We start from the raw sequence: 18,142 nt of genomic DNA, 5'->3' as shown, positions 1-18,142 counted from the left end.
TAGACCTATAGTTCTAACAGGTCTAGTGCATTTTGAATTTTTAATTGTTCATTATTATCCTTCCTTGGAATAGAAGGAACTTTTGCTACTACTTTATTAGGTGTTTTTTGATATTTATCAAAGTAATCACTCATACACGCTGCAACTTCTTTTGCTTCCACAACTTCAATATTGAAGTATTTTTCAGCTTCTTCTCCACTTAACCAAGTCTCAGCATCTACTAATTGTTGAATTACTTCAATCTCGATGCCTTCTTTCAAGTTTTCCTTGTATACATTCATAATTCCAGACTCAAGGTTATCCAAGTCCTCTGCCATTTTACGAAGGACATTTGCATTTCCTCTACTAACAGTCCATGGTTTATGAATCATTAAAAAAGCATTAGAAGGAACAACAACACGATCACCAGCTAAAGCAATAACAGAAGCAATAGATGCTGCAACACCGTCCACATAAACAGTTTTTTGCGCTTTATTGCGCTTCAGCATATTATAAATAGCTAAACCAGCGAATACAGAACCACCACCGCTATTTACATAGATATTTAAGTTACTTTTATCATCTAGCTGTCCTAAAATATTCTTCACATCATCCGGCATAACATCTGAATCATCCCACTTCCAACCAGTATTATTTACAATATCACCATAGATAAATAGATCTGCTGATGATTCCGTTTGATTTTTAATAGTAAATACGTCTTTAATCGTCCTCACCTCCCTTCTGTAGCGTCCCTCCATTAGCTTTCGCTAATTGATATTCATCTGCAATTTCAATAGATACATGGTTTAAATCAACACGATGTTTATCACCGTAGTCCCCAATCCCATCCATATCCTCTAGTTCTAGCACTTTATTGATTGAGAAAGCACCAGCATCTAGCATAATTTTGTAGAATTCTGCTCTTGATTTTGAATCAGCACGTAATAAACTTGTTAGATTAAACTTTAAGTAATATCGTTTTTGCTCGTTAAATGAAAATGCTTTATAAGAAAACTCTTCCTCATATTGAATAAGAATTGGACTCAATGTATTTTGAATAAAATCCAGCGCTTGTTGTTCAATATTGGAGAAAGTAGCACGATCTAATTCATTAATCATGTGCAAAGGAATATTAAAGATATTTGCAATCTCACCTTTATCGAATTTCATACCTTCAATAAATTGAGCATCTTTTAAAGGCATCCCAACCTTTTCAAATTCTAGTCCAGCATCTAAAATTGCTATTCTTTGAGCATTATTTAACCCTGTATTTGCTTCTTCCCAAGCATCACGAAGTACATCCTTCGCTTCTTTTCCAAGTGCTTGTTGGGTTTTTAATATCCCACTATGTGCCGCTCCATTTGTAAAGAATTTACCTTTAAATTTTTGCGCTGCTTGTGAGCTGCCTATAGATTCTCTTGCAATCTGAATAGGTGGTTTCCCCTTTAAACCGTCAGTAGACAATGTAGTAAGATGAATTATGTCATCATCAGGTATTTTTACAGGTGTACCATCTGGAAGACTAGTGAAATACCATAACTTATTAGTCTTTAGATCCACAGTTGGAGTTGTTACAGCTGGATTCAATGCCCATAATTCCTTTGGTCTGCCATCCACACCCCAATGAATATTAATGTAGGCATTTCCCCATGTATTACGGTGTGTTTCAATTAAATGTTTGAATTTGAATGGGCTTTGATAAGGATTTGGTCTTCTTTCTAGAACAAAAGACACTTGATGTGCCTTATCCCGTTCTCTTCCTTTTGCTGTCTTTTTAAACGTTTGAAAAGGAAGCATTGCAACACTATTTGCAAGGATGTTAATACACCGATAAACCGTTGGGACACCTAAAGATGATTCAACTGTTACCTTTTCCCCACTTGCGGCTTGATATCCAAATAAACTTTTAAACCAAGGAGAAGGATTTTTTAAATCGGTCGTATCCTGATTTCTAAATAATTGCCGAAAAATCAAATGTTTCACCTCCCTTCTATCTTCTGATCATTACCACCCCCAGCATTATGAGAATAATCCCTAACAGATACCATCCATAAATCGGATTAACAAAAAAAGTCGTCCCTACAATAATGGACAACCCCGAAATTAATAAAATATCTTCTAAAATACTTATAAAAAATAACAAGAATCTCATATGATTCCTCCTAAAATGAGAAATCTTGACTTAAAATATAGGAATTTAAGTCCATCTCACCAGAATTGAGCATACATCGAACATGCGAGTTAATAACGGCTGCAATTGGATCAATTCTTTCTGTTGCTTTTGATTTATCCAACATAATGTTTTCGTTAGCATCCTGTTTTGTTATAGCATTACTAACAGCCCAATTTAATACAGGATTGTTATTATGGATGACTTTTTTCTGATAAACTTGTTCACGAAAATCCTTTGTAGGGCCTGATAAAGTTGCCATTCCTTGACGTATTTCCACCACTGTATACCCTTCTGCTTCCATGTCTTGCATGAATTGCGTTGCATTCCAAGGGTCAGCACATATTTCTTTTATTTTGAATTTATTCTCTTTTTCCATGGTCTTAATATGTTTTTTTATATATTCATAATCAACTACCGCACCAGGTGTTGTTGTAATCCACCTTTGCTGTATCCAAAGATCATACGGAACTTTATCTGTTTTTCTTTTCTCATACAAAGTATCTTCCGGCATAAAACTATGACTAATTACAATATACGTATCATCCTTTTTAAATTCAAAATCTACACTTGTTAAGTCAATTTTTGCTGATAAATCGACACCAACTGTGCATTCCAACCCTTTTAATTCGGATAATTCCACAGTTTCTTTGCAATCTTTCCATTTTTGCATATCCATGTATCCATTTTCTTTCATATCCACCCATCTATTCATGTTTTTCGTGAGATAATTACGCATTTTCTCAGGTACATCAAGGGCTGATTGAAGTTCCCCTTTTAAGAAAGTACGTCCTTCTTCATAACTACATAGAATTGGATTTGCTTTCTCCCACACTTCTGCATTTGTAATCTCATCATCTTTATCTAATTCATTAACCATGACAAAATATTCTTCATTTTCAATATCAATATTAGGGTCCAAAATCTTAGAAACATATTGATACTCCACACGATAACAAGGGTGGCTCAAATTAAAACCAGCTGTCGTTATAATCATCATGAGTGGATTCGGACGAGCACCCGAACCTGAAACTAGAACATCATAAATTTCAGAAGTAGGATGTGCATGATATTCATCAATAATTCCGCACTGAACATTTAGTCCATCACCAGATTTCCCAGCATCTTTTGATAGCGCTGAAATAAAAGAATCGGTTTTAAGATGTTCAATTTTCCCATATGCAATATTGAACTTTCCTTTTAAATCTTCACACCCATTCATTTGTGCTTTAATTTCATTCCAAACAATTTTACTTTGTTCCGTTTTCGTGGCTCCAATGTATACTTCTGACATATTTTCACCAAATGCCATTGCTTCATAAGAGCCTACACACGCTAAAGATTGAGACTTTGCATTTTTACGTCCAACTTGCCAATATGCCTTTTTAAATCGCCTTAATCCTGTATTACGATGAACCCATCCATAAATATTGCTGAATACAAAAATTTGTATCGAATGCGGTTCAATTCTCTGACCTGCTAATTTTCCTTTTGTATGTTTAAAAAGAGACATCCACTTTAGGAAACGAAGTGCTTTCTCTTCCTTAAAAACATATGGGAAATCTTCAGAACCTTCACGTTCAATATCTCTTAAAAATCGTTTACAAGCCTGTTTATGCTTCTGACAAGCAACAACTTCATCATTCAGTACATCATCACAGTAGTCCAACATCCATTGTCTGATCATGTTATACGTCAAACTCCTTTTCTACATTTGTTTTCGGACCTTGTTTTATATTTGGAATGACAATTTTCGCTCTTGCACTTGGTGTAAGACCAAACTCAACAGCCAAAGCCTTCATTTGTTCATGCAATTGCTTCTTCTTTGTAAGTAGTGGATGTGGAACTTTATTGGTTTCAGCTGCCTTATTGGTATATTCAACAAGAAGTCCTTCTTCTCGTATAATTTTGGTGCATTCAACATAGTCAGAGTAAGCATCGCAATACGTTGCTAATGCATTCACATCTATGTTTGTAATAACATCTAGCTCTAGTAATTCACCAGCAATCCGTCTAAATTCTTTCTTAGCAACTGAATCTAACCACGTTGGTGGCTTTACCTTGTCCTTTTTTGCTTGTAATTGTTTTTCTGCTTTTAATCGCTGTTCAATTTCATCTTTTGTCAATCGATTTGTATTACCTTCTAATAAATGCAAATGAATCGGCTTTGCTTTCCTTCCTATGCGAACCACCTCCCTCGGCTGAACCCCCTTTTATAGAATAAAACGAACTTTTTGCACGGAAAGCTAGGCGGCGGTCTCCAGTGATTCGCCTTTTGCTTTTTCATAGTGGGGGGTGTTTATGAATTTTTTCTTTCGAATTATTTTTTGTTTTTCTTCTCATCTTCTTTTGTTTTCTTGTTATGGCAAGCATGACAAAGCGTTTGTAAATTGGATGGCTCTAATCGTTTCGACCAATCAACACGAATAGGAATGATATGATCGACTACATCACCTATCTTAATGGTGTCCTTGCTTCTACATTGAACACATAGTCCATGATCTCTACGATAAATAAGCTCACGCATATCCTTCCACAATCTTGAATTGTAGAATGAACGTGAGCTTTTGTTTCGAATATGTTTGTCGTAATATCTTACGGTTTCTTTTTCCTTTTCGATATGTTTAGCACAATACTTATCCCGTGTCAGTTCATTGCAACCTAATGACTTGCACGGCTTGAATGGTTTACTTGGCACCTTCCATCCTCTTTCTCAACCGTTTCATTTCATCCTCGATGGCCAGATTCTTTTTATTAATCCGTTCATGACACTTTGCAATGTCAGCTTGATACTTACGAACCTTATCGTTCACATATGCAGCAACATGTTGATGGCCACAATGAGGACATGTGAAGAAACACTTCTCAATACGATTAGAAAGTTGCTCTACTTGTGGTTGCATCTCGTAATTTTCATTACAGTTAGAACAGTAGACTTGCATCTATCTTCACTTCCTTTGAAAGAATATTCCGATTATATATTTACAAATAAATACAAATTGCTATAATGAAATTAACATTGCCATCAGGAAAAGCGATTCGCCCCCATGCGAGTTGCTTTTCCTTTTTTATGGCTATTGTTTTAAAAATTCGTCTATTGTTTTATCGAGCAAACTAACCATTGCTTCTCTTCTTTGCTTTGGTGTTGTGTTATCTTCCATCTCATTAAAGATAGGAAGCACACTTTCTAATTTTTGTTTATCGATACGCTCATTTACAAGGTCTGTTCCTAACATCGAAATGAATGTGCTGATTATAACCGCTTGTTCTTGTTTAGTTAGTTTCATTTATTCTCACCTACAATAGTAATCTTTTCCGCTTTGATTAAAATTCGTTCCGCATTCTGATCCACGACTGAAGTTTTACCATCCTTGCTAATAGTAGTAACTAAATTTGTTTTCATTTTTGTTTCCTCCTTATTTTTCCTTAACATGTTCTTAAAGCTATTTCTTTTTCTGTTTCTGTAATTCTCGTAACACCTTCAGCTATTTGCTTTCCATTTAAAAGAACAGGAACTTCTATTTCAATTGAATCGTTCTTGTTAATAAATCTACCCATAACCTTTTCCAACTTCTCGAATGCTTCCACACATTCATGAACTGCAGCAGTCAATTCCTTAACGTTCTCTTTCGCTTCTTTTGTATCAACTTCTACCTTCACTGATAATGCGCTCTTTTGTTCACTCATCCTTCATCCTCCTCCAAAATAAAAAAAGCACCAGAATGGATGCTTTAAGAACAATTATTTATTTACAATTAAATTACGGTATGTGAAGTTTTATTCTTCTTTCAGCTAACAACCACGACAGACACTATCAGCAAACTTATCAGGTTTCCCTCATTCCATCTACCTAGGATGTTGTTAGCTCAAAGAAGAGCAAAAGCTCTCCTTATTAACGGTAACATTCAATCAGTACCATCTGCTGGTTTCGGATTTTATGTGCCGCATAATGAAGCCGTTTAGAAAATTAGAAACAACATAGTGAGTTGTGTTTTCCGCCACTTCTCACAATACAAATATATCACGTTTATTCCAAAACAACCGGCACATTCCCTGCCAAAAAGCGGTCACGACTCTGCCACTTATTTCCCTCAAAAATAAGCAATAAAAAAAAGCACCCTCGAAAGGATGCTTCCAAAATTAATGAATCGCCTGATGATATTGTATAATTAAATCATCAGTAATTTCACAATTAGCCCCCGGCTTAAACACTCTATCCCAAGGACCTCCTGCTTGATGTGTCTTATCAACTAAATCTCCCGCGCTATATCCACCATACTTTTCTAATACTTTTAAAATACACGCCATTGCCGCATCACCATGTTCTGAAGATGCCACTTTCATAATAGAAGGTGTAATTGCTAATGATTCTGTTGAATAGCAAATTGTCTCATCTTCTTTAGAATCAATTACTGTAGAGCCATGAACTTTATACTTGTGAAAAACACTTTCAACTACAGGACCATATTTAAAAGCTACTAATGGCTCTTTAAATAATTTAACGCCTGTTTGTAACAAGAATTCTGCATATGAAAAATAAAGCAATTTTTGTAATTTAAGATGTGAAGATGGCAAAATTGATAGTATAAATTTCGAAACATCTGTAGGACTTAATTCCTGATCCTGAATAACCATCCCAATAAAAGTATCGATATCCTGAGTTCTATATACATCTTTAAAGAAAGAATCCTTTTGTACTACAGAATCCCAACTAGTAGACTCTGTCGATAATTTGTGGATACCTAATTGTACTTCTCCACATTTTCTTTCTACTCGACTAAAGAAGCTTTGGATGAATTCTTTATCAAGTCGAGTTTCGGCAGAATAATGCCATGCAATTCGTCCCCCGTGCGAATAGTGACTCATAACTGCGATAAAGTGAAAAGCCATAATTAAGCACCTCCCTCAATTTCTTTTGAATTCTTATAAATTGATGCCCATTCAGTATATGCGCGTTTATGTATTCCATGTGAAATGTCATTTGATTTACAATCATTTGCATTCCATATTTGTAACTCCCAAGGAAAATACTGATTACTTTCCCCATGAAAATATATGTGAGTCGCTTTATAACCATGCTTTGACGAATCCATTATACGTATTCTATGTTTAGTTCTCAACTCTTCACATAATTGATAAAACCTCTTACAATTATGGTCAAAATCTTCAATCACTATTCGAATACCGAAAAGATCGTTTAAGCATTTATTGAGATTAAAAGCTCCAAAAACTCCATTCCCTTGTTTTCCAACTCTGTAATATTTTAATTTGTTCATTATCGAATCAAATTGTTTTCCACGAGACCGAAAATCAAACTTTTCATATTTATATTCCATCTCGAAATCTATTGTTAAAGGCTTTAATTCATTCATATAGCTTTTTATAAGACTATTAAATTTATCCTTCAGAAAGAATACTTCTCTTTCTTCAATAATATCAGTCACTTGTCTAACTTGTTTCTTATTAAAGTTTAGAAATTCTAATTCGCTTGACTGATTCTTTTTTATCCACGCTGCCGAGAATTCATTATGAAAATGACAAATTTCAATGATAATCTGTTGTATCTCATTATAATAACAATATGGTTTAGTTTCTTGTAAACTTTTTAATTGTAAGCTTTCCAATTCTTACCCCTTCTCCTAACAAATCATAAAGAAATTTAAACTCCCCTTTCATATATAATACCAGAAAAATGAATTTCATTCCATTTATTCAGTATACCAGTTACCCATATCTTATATTGTGTGTAACTGACCCCTTCACTGAATCCCTTGCTATCATTGACCTAATTAAACTTTCCCTTTTGAGTTACACAGTACGAAATTTATGAGTAACTGTATAGTTTTAAAAAGAAAAAGCAATGCTTAGATTTTAAACCTAGTCATTGCTTTATCCATTGCATCTTGATTTACCCCTATATAACGTAATGTGACCTTCTCTGACGAGTGATTGAATATCTCCATGAGTAATGCTATGTTTTTCGTTTGCATGTACATATGATACCCGTACGTCTTTCTAAGCGTATGTGTGCCTATTTCATCTAATCCGAACTCTTCCGCTGCGCCACTTAATATCTTATATGCCATGCTACGACCAATTGGACGATTCCTACCTTGTCTACTTTGCAATAAGTACTCATGATCTTCTCTTTCTTCAATAAACCATTTAAGTTCTCTTTTCAGTGCTGCAGTAATTTGTATTCGTTTCTGTTTCCCTGTTTTCTTTTCTCTCATGGATATATGACTACCTTTGACATCTCCTACCTTCAGTTTCAAAATATCCGATATTCTCAGGCCTGTATTGATTCCCATAATGAAGAGAATATAATTACGTAAGCTCTTTTCCTTAAAATAGTCTTTCAACTGCTGTATTTGTTCTGGATCACGTATCGGCTGAACAAAATTCATTATTCATTACCTCCAGTTTCTTCAGTTTCATAAACTTCTAATCTAAGAGCAAAAGCAAGTTTATAAAATACTCTAGCCTTAACACGTCGATAAGTACGCTCACTCATGCCAATTTCGTTATATACCATATAGTCACATACATCTTCATCTTCTAAATAACGCTTAATGATGATGTTTCTTTGATCCTTTCCTGCACGTCCATTACCCAAACGACTAAGGAATTGGTCAATGCGAAATGACGTTTGCTTAACCCACTCTTCTCGCTTACTTTGTTGTATATTAGCCATCGCTACATCTTCTAATGGTTTGCCTACATCATTTGTAGGGCCGTGATATCTAAGTTCATAAGAAGGAGTGACTTTCATTTCTTCACGCATCATTCCAAACTGTCTATATAAACGTACGCTTTCAAGAACACCTTCTAATTTTTTCTGCGTTGCTACTCTATCGATTTTTGGCAAGAAAGATAATTGTTTAGTCATGTAAGACCACTCCTTTTATTTTTTTAATTATTTTTGTCTTAAAGCACCGCGTCTACGTTCATAACGTGGACCATGAATTCCCATTAAACCTTCAATGTCACGAGTGCTTAACTTCTCTTTTCGTTTCTTCTTGGTTTTCTTTTTTGTTTGATTCGATTGCTTTTTCCACTCACGTAATTGGTCTTTTAATGCTTTCATATTTCCCCATCTCCCTTTTCAAAATAAAAAGGACACCTATTCCTAAAACAGCTTTAATTACTGTTCTAAAAATTGGTGTCCTCTAGTTTTCTAGCCGGACTATATTTGGTTTCTCTTCACTTTAAAATACCAGCTTGTACAAAGATGTTTCTCCAAGCTTTATTAACTTGATACTTCTCCACTTCTTTTGTGCGACGAGCAATTGCTTTTCTAATTTTTCTTTTCTTCAAAGCTTTCATTCTCCCAACCTCGCTTCAATAAATATATTAATAAATATCAGTTGACACAATTACGGACGGCTCTACGTTGATTTTTATTAGTTTTCTATAATACACTTCACCATTAATAACAATAGATGTTTTTCTTGACCCTTTATAAAGTGGGCTACATTTTTTAAATTCATCCTCAGATATTAGTTTCCAAACTTTTATATCATTCATTGAATTTGTTAAATCATCAGTATCATAACGCATCCATTTCCAAAACATTTTCTCTAACCACTCGTCCAACTCGTTATGTTGTACGAAAACGTAAGACGTATCACCACAGTCACATTCTTCATATACAAAGTAATACTTAGTTAAATAATCTTTTTGTTTATTCTCCACAAATTCTTTAAATGCTCTCCAATTACTTTTTAATCCCATATCGAATGTTTCCAGTTCAATCTCTCCTTATCTGTAAAAGGATTATTTTGTTGAAAATAGTACTTCTTTTAATTTACGTAGTTCTATCAGTGACATCTTATCGACCGTGTCTTTTAATTCTTTTCTTAATTGGACTCTTTCTTTACTACGTTCAATCATTTCCCAATATTCGTTTTCCGTAAGATACGCTTTATAATCATCAGCAAAACCACTTCTATGAAGAAAATCTTTTTGGCTGAATTTATACGGAGATCTATCTTCTACACCTTCTGGATTAGCATAAAAACTTGTACCATTTGCTTTAACAACAATCCATTTTTCTAAATTAGCTTTAGGTTTTGAGTACCAACCACCTAAATTAGTAACGAATATTTCCTGACCTTCTACTATTTTGATTTTAGCCATTTTCCTCTTCCTCCCCTGAATAAAACTCAATATTCCGTCAACACTGTAGACAACCCATTTCTTACCTGAGCAGTTAGCTTTTGCTGGCTGCTCTTAATTCGTATAACTCTCTTTCAAGTCCCTCAATACGCTCGTCCCTTATTTGAATATCATCTTTTAAAAACTCATTTTCTTCACGTATCTTTTGCCGTTCTTTTGCTAGTTCGCTATATTCATGGTAATTAGCTTTGATAATATCTTTTCGTTTCTCATTCGCGTTTATTTTGCTATTCACTTTTTCTACCAATCCCGTAACTAGACCAATAATCCAACCTAGTAAAAATATGAACGTATACCCCACCGGATCACCTACTTTACTACAAAATGAAATTTTTATACTAATCTCTTTGCTATTTCATAAATGACTGGAACAGTCACTGAGTTTCCTGCTTGTTTAAACAGCTGCACATCACTGTTTACTTCTCTCGCTTTATCGAACGCCCAATCAGGGAATCCTTGTATACGAAACGCTTCTCGTGGTGTAATTTGCCGCCATCTTCCTTTATCTAGAACAGCTTGTGAACATTGGGTATCTATCGTTTGAAAATATCCACGTCCTACCCGGCCGCGCCTTGTGTTTGATCCAGGGAAAGCGAAATTAATCACATCATTTTCTCCAGCATAATCATAGCCTTGAACAGTGTTATTAATTATTTTAAATCCTCCTGTTCTTGGTGGCGGAGTTGCTGCAATAGTTCTTCTGATAGGAAATACTTCTCGTCTGCTGTGTCCTCTAAGATGTCCGATAATAAATACTCGATCTCTGCTTTGGGGAACTCCGAACTCTCTAGAATTGAGTAATTCCCATTCACAGTCATACCCGATTTCGCCCAATTCAATTTGGGCTTTGAGAAAGTCCCATCCTCCGTTAACTGAGAGAAAATTTTTAACGTTTTCAATGAATAATTTTTTAGGTAATCTTTCGGGACTCCATTCTTTTGTTTGGCGTAATAATTTAGTAACTGCAAAGAATAGAGAGGATCTTTTCCCATCAAATCCTTGTGTTTTCCCTCCAATTGAGATATCTTGACACGGGAATCCGAAAGTCCAACAGTCGGATTTAGGAATGTTTCTATAGTCAATTGTTGAAATGTCATTCCATGTCCACTCCTCTCCGGTATCATGAATTACTTCATAACTTTTCCTAGCAAACTTGTCCCATTCTACATACCCAAGACATTTATGTCCTGCTTGTTCCATACCTAACCTAAAACCACCCAGTCCTGCGAATAAATCTATAAAAGTAAGACTCATATCACCACCTCGCTTTCTACTAAAATGAAGTTTTTGTCTAAATAACTTGTAAAACTTGCTGTAGATTATTAATCCGTTCATTAGCTGCAGCACAATATTCTTCTGAAATCTCAAAACCTATAAAATTACGATTTGTATTTATAGCAGATACTGCAGTTGTTCCCGAACCAATGCAATTATCAAGAACAATATCATCTTCATTTGTATAACTCTTGATTAACCATTCGAATAACTCAACTGGCTTTTGTGTTGGATGAATCCGTTCTTTTGAATCATTATTTACAACCGGAATATCAATAATAGAATTTGGATAACGATCTGTTTGTCCACCACCGCTTACCGATTTAGTATTTCCATAATTCGTTCCGTCTGCCGAATGCTTAGTGTATTGATTAACTGGCTTATGTCCTGTTGTTTTCTGCGGATTATACGTAGGTAACTTTTTATAAAAAACTAAAATATATTCATGGTTTCGTAAAGGCATTTTCTTAGCATTTAAAAATCCCGTACTTTTGTTTTTCTTCCAAATTAAATCGTATTTAAATAGTTTAGGGTTACTTGCAATTAATTGCGCTGCAAATGGCTGTGTAGCCGTTAAAACGATAGCTCCGTTATCTTTTATAATCCGCTCGTATTGTTTCCACATCTCATTGAAAGGAATGACCACATCCCACTTATTTTGTGTTACTCCATACGGTAGATCACATAAAATCATGTCTATCGATTTACTCTGCAGTAACCTCATTCCTTCCAAACAATCTATGTTGTGAATTTGATTTATCATGTGCCCTCCTCGCTTCCTTGCATGACCGGATACAGTCTCCTACCTATAAAAGTTAAAGTTATTGGATTAAGAGGACTAACTGGTGCAGGAAAAACAACCTTTACCCACGCATTCACGGGCAGTAAGACCCCCACCTCAAGATGTATTTAGTCCATACGTTGGCTCAACTATTTGCTACCAAATAGCGTTTTTATTAAGGTCTAAATCCCTCTACGCAAATATCACTTTTAACATGTACTCCATATTTATCTTCAATCGCTTTTTTTATTAGCTCATTTGATTCCTTTATGCTAATATCCTGTGGATGTATACTTTTCACATTGATATCCACGCTATAGGTAACTATTGTTGTTCCATAAACCTTCATTTCTATTCTTCCTTTCTTTCAAATAACGATTTTATAGAATTTCTATAGCTAGTTTTTTCTTTTTCTCATTTAAGTATCTTGACTTCACTGTCTTACGATCTACAGGAAGCACTTTACTCGCCATAAACGAAACTTCTATATCAGTTCCTTTTAATACAATATCCGTATACTCTAAAATCTTATATCTTTCTCCTTCACATTCAAACGTCCTTCCTAATTGGACATGTTCAAAATCGGCATCATATTTACCCTGAACATAAGCTTCTTCCAAACCATATTCAGGGTACGCCGCCTGCTTCGAAATAAAGTTATGATTCTCCATATCCTGCACTGTGTACCATATAGAAATTTGATTTCCTATGATTTGAAAATTCTCGATGCCAATTATTAAATAAGGTTTCCCTTTGTACTCTGTGATTTCCCCAATCCGTTGAGGTGCTCGGAATAATTTAGTTGTTTGTTTTATAGAAGTAATTAAGCGACCCATACTGCCATATTCACCTCCTACTTACCAAATAAGAATTTTGTTTTAAATTAAGCTACCTCAAAATACTTCTCTACTATTTTAGTGATTTCCGATAATCGATGGTGCTCAGCGATATTATTGAGTATTGCTTTCTTAATGTATCCTCGACTTTCTTTTATTGACATCTCTTCATAATGTGAAATTTCTTTCATCAAACTCTGTATAGAGTCACCTTGAATAAAGTAGATATCCCCTTGATCATTGACATTGTATCTTCGACGAATAACACCATCTTTAAAGTAGACTAAATCTCCCAAATCAATTTCACGATTATTATCCTTATCTCTCTTATATTCAATTAGCCCTGTTGTACATTTTTTAGCCTGTTCAAGGAAATCTTCTTTATGATTTACAATGAACATATGACGTGAATGATAGTACTGCGAAATTAATAATGTATATTTAAAAGACATTTCCATTCCCCTTTTCTTATTCAATAACTATTTTGTCCAACTTTCTAACAGCTCTGTATTCTCGTAGATATTCCCCTTTATATGATTTAGGTTTAATTCACTCCACAACAACTCAGCATGATCTATTCCATTACAAATCCACCAAGCACCTTCCCTTTGCTTAACTACTCCTGTAAATCCATGTTTTTCTGATATACGGTCATAAAATTCTTGATATACAATATCACCTTCGTAAATATCATTTCCGTATACATCTTTTTCTCCTGTATATTGCATCAATGAGGAATAATATCTATCCTCATTTCCACCATGTTTCAAAGTATCTCTTAAACTATGGAAATCTAAAATTTCTTCCCAGCTATACATAATTTGAAGTTCTTTCCCAAATAAACGATACTTGACCTCGCACATGTCGCATTCCCCTTTTCGATTAAAATAACGCTTTTGTTTAGTATTCTGTTGAAGCTATAACACAAGGACTTGTAATGTTTTCATGTTCAATTACCCATTTGAATGGTTTTAAGATCAACAATGTATCGCCGTACTTAGTCATCTGCTGACATTTAGTAAGTTCTTCTTCTGGCAAGTCATCTGCATCTACATGCATCATGGTATTTAAACTTACCTCTCCTTCGAAATACTCATTGACTTCATCATCTTCAAATCCGCACTCATTTTTGTAAAACTCTTTTGCTTGCTCTTCCGTTTCAGCACAAACCCAATCACAATCATTCATTTTAAAAACCTTCATCATATCTATTCCCCTCCACTTTTTAATAAAATTCAAATTGTATAACTTTATTTTCCGAATCACCTTCTACACTTCGCATCTCTTAGAATATCTATTTTGAAAATCAACTAATACATCTGAAACTGGCTTTAAATCGGCAACAGTAAAATGACTAAATTCCTCTTTTGATAAAATAAAAGCCATATGTTTACCAAACGCTTCATTAACTTCATCATAAACATGTGTAGCGTTTCGTTTCTCAATGCTTTCAATTTTATCTTTTAACATTTCAGTCAATACGCCAATACGGCGTTCCTTATCTTGATCCATATTAAATCCCCCTTGGTTGTTAAAGTACAAATCTATTCTTGATTTACATCCACACGTGCTTGACTTGCTTCCCGACTAAATCCATCCGGATATCTTTTAGCTAATTTAGCGATATTCATTTCAGCGATATCTTCTAGGGTATATCCCATTTCGTGAGACATGATTGAAATGTAGTACAAGATGTCTCCCAACTCTAAAGCGATTTTATGCGTATTCCCTTCTTCTTCTCCTGGACAATGGGCCGGATCAAATCCATGACCATGGAAAATAGCTTTTTTTACAATATCCGCAACCTCACCAGATTCTCCAGAAAGTCCTAATGCTGCATTTAAAACACGTCCACCAAAATCCTGATTTGTATTCCATGTACGTAGTGCCGCTTCTTGATATTGATCTAATTCACAAATTTGATTGTTGTTCATTAAAGATTGTCCTTCCTTTGATTTGTTGATTAATTTAGTTACTTCCATAACACCGTTTTTCATTGCTTTCATTTTTATTCGCTCCTTCAACAATTTAATTAAGAAACCCGTTTTTCTGTTTTTATCAAACTATTTAGCATGTACTCTAAACCAAACTGATCAAGTATTAATGCCGCTATTTCTATTTGATGTCTTCCAAGCCTGTTTGCTATATCTTCAACGTTAAATCGTTTTTTCCATAAATCCTTAAAACGCTTTATATCTTCCTCCTTCCAAATGAAATTCACTTCTTCCAAAGCGATATACACGTATGGCGGTATTTCTTTTTTCTTTTTATTCCGAATACTCTTTTCACCGATTTTCCCTAAACCCATTTTCCGATTATGGATTTTAAATTTGTCAACTTGATCTATAATAAGTGCTGCTACTTCAATTTGCTTTCTTTTAAGTTTTTTAGAAATCTCTAAAAGAGTGTGATTATTTTTCCAAAGCTCCCGGAATTGGAACACCTCTCTTTGATCCCATAAGAAATCCACTTCTTCTAAAGCGATATGCACTTTAAAAGCCGACATTTCAAACACTCCCTTTAAAAACTAGTTAATTTATCTTTTCATTAGAAGTAGTTTTAACATGACCAACCTTACCATTTACCCAAATTACAACTTGTTCACCAAAACCACTTTCTGGTGGATTGAATGAAAGGACTTCACCATCATTTACCACAAGAAGTTTATTATTTGTAACATCAATCTCTTTTTTCATATGTCCCTCTCCCTTTTACTACCGCATGTACTCGACAACATCAGGTTTAAAGCCACTTCCTAAATAAACCCGCACTGGAATTATTTCTTTTTTATCCCTTGCCGCCTTACACAACTCTTCCGCTGTATCCCAACTAAAAAACTTATCTACAGCTCGTTGAAATCTCCAAATTGCCATTACATATTGTTCGAAGATGTCATAGCGATCATCTTGTTTTGTTGTGCGTGGTAACTCATCCGTACACTTTGCATTCTTTGGAACATGAACGCGTACATCTGCATATGTAGTGCGTCCAGTTCCTCTTTTCACATTTGCTTTCATTACATCGAATTCACAAATGGATGGCTCAACTTCAAAAATATTTAGCTGTTTAGGCATGTACCTTCACACTCTTTTCAAGAATGTCCAGCAATTCAGTTGCCCCTTCCTTGCTCAAAAACATTCGACCATCCAACAATTCCATGTTTGATTCAGAAACCTTACCTGTTACTAAGCATGACTTTTCTTGTTTTCTTAAAACAATGTTTTCACTCTCAACATGAAATTCTAGTGCTGTTCCTTCAGCTATCCCCAAAGTTCTGCGTAACTCTACCGGAATTACTACACGCCCTAGCTCATCCACTTTTCTTGCTACACCTGTGTTCTTCATTATTAACTCCCCCTTAATTTGAAACTAGTTCACGAAACATTTCTTCATTTTTTGTATCAAGTGCATAATCTATAAGTTGGTATTTAAGCAATCGATCAATTTCAACATAATCTTCTTCATTAAGATATGGCGTTAATGTACAGTCATCATTTTCAACTACTTCCAGATACAATTTATTGCTGTATTTTCCTGTGAAATTTATTTGAATGTAAATTGTGTCCTCTCTATTCTCGTCAAAATGTTCAAATGCACTGAAACTACTCATAACAATTTCATCACGTTTAAAAAATAAGAACTCGTTATCCCCTAAAGATTCTTCTGAAACTTTAATTGCATATGCATACGCCTTAGCATCTTCTACAAATTGAACTCGCTCTGCGAAATGGTCATATTTATTGAATGTATATAAAAGGCGATAACCTTCATCACCTTTTGATAAGACGTTCCTTAACAGGAAATCTATGAGAGCTCGCTTTTTATCAACCGGAACTTTTTTCATACCTTACTCCCCCTTAGTATTTTTATATTTGTTTAAAATCTCATCAAGACGTTTCTTGTTTTCTTCGATATCATCGCTTGGAGTTTGCTGCGGTTGTGGCATTGGTTCAGGCTTATCCTGCTGATGAAGCCAATCTGGTACAGTTTCAGTTCGGTTAACAAAGCCTTTGCCAGTACGCTTTTTATTTTGCTTACTCATTTCAAATCGAGTATCTAAAACAGCAACATCATCTAATGTTTTTACTTTTGCCTTTTCCCAACTACTTAAAATACTACGGATATATCTCCACTTTGGTACATTTTCATCAATTGCTTTATTAACAGCGTGAGTAATTAATTCATTACCGAATCTATCGCAAAACTCACCTAATTCTTGTATTGCAATTTCACTTAACGGAATACCCTTTTTAAGTAAAAAGTTGTAACTGATTTTAAATTCTTGATCAATTAATTTCTGAGTTGAAGCGGCATTATCATCATCATTTATATTTGTAGTAATCTCTGTAGTAATATTTGTAGTAATCTCTGTATTTGTCTTACGTTCTAATGTAAGAGGCTCTTCCGTTTCGTTGTAAGAGGGTGTTCCTTTAGAACGTAAGACCCTCTTACTCTCTGATGTAACAGCCCTATTACGTTTTAAAGTAGGAGGGGTGTCATTCCCCCAATACATAACGGATATTTTTTGAATCATTTCAGGTATAGGTTCGACATACATAACGTTATTGCACCTTGTCCCGTTAACAACAATCGTCCTAAATTCAATTTTTATAAGACCACGTTCTTTTAAAAAATCACACGCTTCTTTTACTTGCCTTTTTGTAAATCCAAATGAATCGGCTAATTGTTGATAACTTTTTTGGAGCATGTCTGCCTTGAACTTTTGCTTGTATTGAACTTGACTAGACTCTTCACTTCTTACTTCAGTAGGTTTATACCAATAAACGAATTCCCCTAAGATAGTAATTGCAACAATATTAGGTTTGCCATTATCTAACGTGAGTGTTTTAAACCATCCATGATCTATAACATTGCCACGGAAATTTATTTGACCTATTTGTAATACCTTGTTGTTCATAG

Annotated in this window: 32 protein-coding genes; all 32 read right to left on the bottom strand. The window is 34.6% G+C overall.

What is annotated here, in order from left to right:
• Nucleotides 1-5: 5 nt before the first annotated feature.
• Complete coding sequence (locus CO726_RS02725; RefSeq protein WP_099683220.1) at nucleotides 6-716, bottom strand: head maturation protease, ClpP-related; 711 nt, start codon at nucleotides 714-716, stop codon at nucleotides 6-8.
• Entirely contained in the window at nucleotides 703-1,956 is a 1,254-nt protein-coding gene (locus CO726_RS02720) for a phage portal protein (protein WP_099683219.1), read from the bottom strand. The genes CO726_RS02725 and CO726_RS02720 overlap by 14 nt, the downstream gene beginning before the upstream one ends.
• Before the next feature lie 188 nt (nucleotides 1,957-2,144).
• A complete protein-coding gene (locus CO726_RS02715) occupies nucleotides 2,145-3,839 on the bottom strand; it encodes a terminase large subunit (RefSeq protein ID WP_099683218.1) in 1,695 nt (564 codons plus the stop codon).
• 1 nt (nucleotide 3,840) lies between these two features.
• Complete coding sequence (locus CO726_RS02710) at nucleotides 3,841-4,344, bottom strand: phage terminase small subunit P27 family (protein WP_080990785.1); 504 nt, start codon at nucleotides 4,342-4,344, stop codon at nucleotides 3,841-3,843.
• Nucleotides 4,345-4,472: 128 nt separating this feature from the next.
• Nucleotides 4,473-4,850, bottom strand: coding sequence for an HNH endonuclease (locus tag CO726_RS02705; protein WP_099683217.1), 378 nt, complete (start codon nucleotides 4,848-4,850; stop codon nucleotides 4,473-4,475).
• On the bottom strand, nucleotides 4,840-5,094 hold the full coding sequence (locus CO726_RS02700) for a hypothetical protein (RefSeq protein ID WP_099683216.1): 255 nt from the start codon (nucleotides 5,092-5,094) through the stop codon (nucleotides 4,840-4,842). The genes CO726_RS02705 and CO726_RS02700 overlap by 11 nt, the downstream gene beginning before the upstream one ends.
• 132 nt (nucleotides 5,095-5,226) lie before the next feature.
• Nucleotides 5,227-5,439: a hypothetical protein gene (locus tag CO726_RS02695; RefSeq protein WP_000778977.1), complete on the bottom strand. Its 213-nt coding sequence runs from the start codon at nucleotides 5,437-5,439 to the stop codon at nucleotides 5,227-5,229.
• Between the two features lie 139 nt (nucleotides 5,440-5,578).
• Complete coding sequence (locus CO726_RS02690) at nucleotides 5,579-5,839, bottom strand: hypothetical protein (RefSeq protein ID WP_099683215.1); 261 nt, start codon at nucleotides 5,837-5,839, stop codon at nucleotides 5,579-5,581.
• Nucleotides 5,840-6,292: 453 nt separating this feature from the next.
• Nucleotides 6,293-7,042 (bottom strand): Panacea domain-containing protein, encoded by a 750-nt coding sequence (locus CO726_RS02680; protein ID WP_099683213.1) that lies wholly within the window; start codon nucleotides 7,040-7,042, stop codon nucleotides 6,293-6,295.
• A gap of 2 nt (nucleotides 7,043-7,044) precedes the next feature.
• A complete protein-coding gene (locus CO726_RS02675; protein ID WP_099683212.1) occupies nucleotides 7,045-7,776 on the bottom strand; it encodes a nucleotidyltransferase family protein in 732 nt (243 codons plus the stop codon).
• A 240-nt stretch (nucleotides 7,777-8,016) separates the two neighbouring features.
• Nucleotides 8,017-8,559 (bottom strand): site-specific integrase, encoded by a 543-nt coding sequence (locus tag CO726_RS02670; protein ID WP_099683211.1) that lies wholly within the window; start codon nucleotides 8,557-8,559, stop codon nucleotides 8,017-8,019.
• Entirely contained in the window at nucleotides 8,559-9,041 is a 483-nt protein-coding gene (locus CO726_RS02665) for an ArpU family phage packaging/lysis transcriptional regulator (RefSeq protein WP_099683210.1), read from the bottom strand. The genes CO726_RS02670 and CO726_RS02665 overlap by 1 nt, the downstream gene beginning before the upstream one ends.
• A gap of 27 nt (nucleotides 9,042-9,068) precedes the next feature.
• Nucleotides 9,069-9,239 carry a hypothetical protein gene (locus CO726_RS31675; protein ID WP_016109818.1) on the bottom strand — a complete coding sequence of 57 codons (171 nt, stop codon included), beginning with the start codon at nucleotides 9,237-9,239 and terminating at the stop codon, nucleotides 9,069-9,071.
• A gap of 116 nt (nucleotides 9,240-9,355) precedes the next feature.
• Nucleotides 9,356-9,478, bottom strand: coding sequence for a DUF3983 domain-containing protein (locus tag CO726_RS02655; protein ID WP_000645586.1), 123 nt, complete (start codon nucleotides 9,476-9,478; stop codon nucleotides 9,356-9,358).
• Nucleotides 9,479-9,505: 27 nt separating this feature from the next.
• Nucleotides 9,506-9,886 (bottom strand): hypothetical protein, encoded by a 381-nt coding sequence (locus tag CO726_RS02650; protein ID WP_245916528.1) that lies wholly within the window; start codon nucleotides 9,884-9,886, stop codon nucleotides 9,506-9,508.
• A gap of 42 nt (nucleotides 9,887-9,928) precedes the next feature.
• Nucleotides 9,929-10,291, bottom strand: a complete 363-nt coding sequence (locus CO726_RS02645; RefSeq protein ID WP_099683208.1) for a beta barrel domain-containing protein — start codon at nucleotides 10,289-10,291, stop codon at nucleotides 9,929-9,931.
• Nucleotides 10,292-10,364: 73 nt separating this feature from the next.
• Complete coding sequence (locus CO726_RS02640) at nucleotides 10,365-10,631, bottom strand: hypothetical protein (RefSeq protein ID WP_181950576.1); 267 nt, start codon at nucleotides 10,629-10,631, stop codon at nucleotides 10,365-10,367.
• A 32-nt stretch (nucleotides 10,632-10,663) separates the two neighbouring features.
• The gene (locus CO726_RS02635; protein ID WP_099683207.1) at nucleotides 10,664-11,584 is read right to left on the bottom strand and encodes a DNA cytosine methyltransferase; all 921 of its coding nucleotides are present in this window, start codon (nucleotides 11,582-11,584) and stop codon (nucleotides 10,664-10,666) included.
• Between the two features lie 37 nt (nucleotides 11,585-11,621).
• A complete protein-coding gene (locus CO726_RS02630; protein WP_099683206.1) occupies nucleotides 11,622-12,368 on the bottom strand; it encodes a DNA-methyltransferase in 747 nt (248 codons plus the stop codon).
• A gap of 193 nt (nucleotides 12,369-12,561) precedes the next feature.
• Complete coding sequence (locus CO726_RS31670) at nucleotides 12,562-12,735, bottom strand: hypothetical protein (RefSeq protein WP_169513007.1); 174 nt, start codon at nucleotides 12,733-12,735, stop codon at nucleotides 12,562-12,564.
• A 31-nt stretch (nucleotides 12,736-12,766) separates the two neighbouring features.
• Entirely contained in the window at nucleotides 12,767-13,222 is a 456-nt protein-coding gene (locus tag CO726_RS02625; protein WP_000533094.1) for a hypothetical protein, read from the bottom strand.
• A 47-nt stretch (nucleotides 13,223-13,269) separates the two neighbouring features.
• A complete protein-coding gene (locus CO726_RS02620; RefSeq protein WP_099683205.1) occupies nucleotides 13,270-13,674 on the bottom strand; it encodes a hypothetical protein in 405 nt (134 codons plus the stop codon).
• Nucleotides 13,675-13,701: 27 nt separating this feature from the next.
• Complete coding sequence (locus tag CO726_RS02615; RefSeq protein WP_099683204.1) at nucleotides 13,702-14,085, bottom strand: YopX family protein; 384 nt, start codon at nucleotides 14,083-14,085, stop codon at nucleotides 13,702-13,704.
• 37 nt (nucleotides 14,086-14,122) lie between these two features.
• Nucleotides 14,123-14,428: a hypothetical protein gene (locus tag CO726_RS02610; protein WP_099683203.1), complete on the bottom strand. Its 306-nt coding sequence runs from the start codon at nucleotides 14,426-14,428 to the stop codon at nucleotides 14,123-14,125.
• Between the two features lie 63 nt (nucleotides 14,429-14,491).
• On the bottom strand, nucleotides 14,492-14,734 hold the full coding sequence (locus tag CO726_RS02605) for a hypothetical protein (RefSeq protein ID WP_099683202.1): 243 nt from the start codon (nucleotides 14,732-14,734) through the stop codon (nucleotides 14,492-14,494).
• A gap of 32 nt (nucleotides 14,735-14,766) precedes the next feature.
• A complete protein-coding gene (locus tag CO726_RS02600; protein WP_099683201.1) occupies nucleotides 14,767-15,228 on the bottom strand; it encodes a nucleoside triphosphate pyrophosphohydrolase family protein in 462 nt (153 codons plus the stop codon).
• A gap of 26 nt (nucleotides 15,229-15,254) precedes the next feature.
• The gene (locus tag CO726_RS02595) at nucleotides 15,255-15,728 is read right to left on the bottom strand and encodes a sugar ABC transporter substrate-binding protein (RefSeq protein WP_099683200.1); all 474 of its coding nucleotides are present in this window, start codon (nucleotides 15,726-15,728) and stop codon (nucleotides 15,255-15,257) included.
• Between the two features lie 25 nt (nucleotides 15,729-15,753).
• Nucleotides 15,754-15,918 carry a DUF3954 domain-containing protein gene (locus tag CO726_RS02590; RefSeq protein WP_099683199.1) on the bottom strand — a complete coding sequence of 55 codons (165 nt, stop codon included), beginning with the start codon at nucleotides 15,916-15,918 and terminating at the stop codon, nucleotides 15,754-15,756.
• A gap of 18 nt (nucleotides 15,919-15,936) precedes the next feature.
• Nucleotides 15,937-16,296, bottom strand: coding sequence for a cell division protein SepF (locus tag CO726_RS02585; RefSeq protein WP_099683198.1), 360 nt, complete (start codon nucleotides 16,294-16,296; stop codon nucleotides 15,937-15,939).
• Nucleotides 16,289-16,567 (bottom strand): AbrB/MazE/SpoVT family DNA-binding domain-containing protein, encoded by a 279-nt coding sequence (locus CO726_RS02580; protein WP_099683197.1) that lies wholly within the window; start codon nucleotides 16,565-16,567, stop codon nucleotides 16,289-16,291. The genes CO726_RS02585 and CO726_RS02580 overlap by 8 nt, the downstream gene beginning before the upstream one ends.
• Nucleotides 16,568-16,580: 13 nt before the next feature.
• On the bottom strand, nucleotides 16,581-17,066 hold the full coding sequence (locus tag CO726_RS02575) for a YpiB family protein (RefSeq protein ID WP_099683196.1): 486 nt from the start codon (nucleotides 17,064-17,066) through the stop codon (nucleotides 16,581-16,583).
• Nucleotides 17,067-17,069: 3 nt separating this feature from the next.
• Entirely contained in the window at nucleotides 17,070-18,140 is a 1,071-nt protein-coding gene (locus tag CO726_RS02570; RefSeq protein WP_099683195.1) for a DnaD domain-containing protein, read from the bottom strand.
• Between the last annotated feature and the right edge of the window lie 2 nt (nucleotides 18,141-18,142).

It is taken from the genome of Bacillus fungorum, from assembly GCF_002746455.1.
GTDB lineage: Bacteria > Bacillota > Bacilli > Bacillales > Bacillaceae_G > Bacillus_A > Bacillus_A fungorum.
Note: the sequence above shows the minus strand (reverse complement) of the source record. Positions and strands in the feature narration are given on the sequence as shown.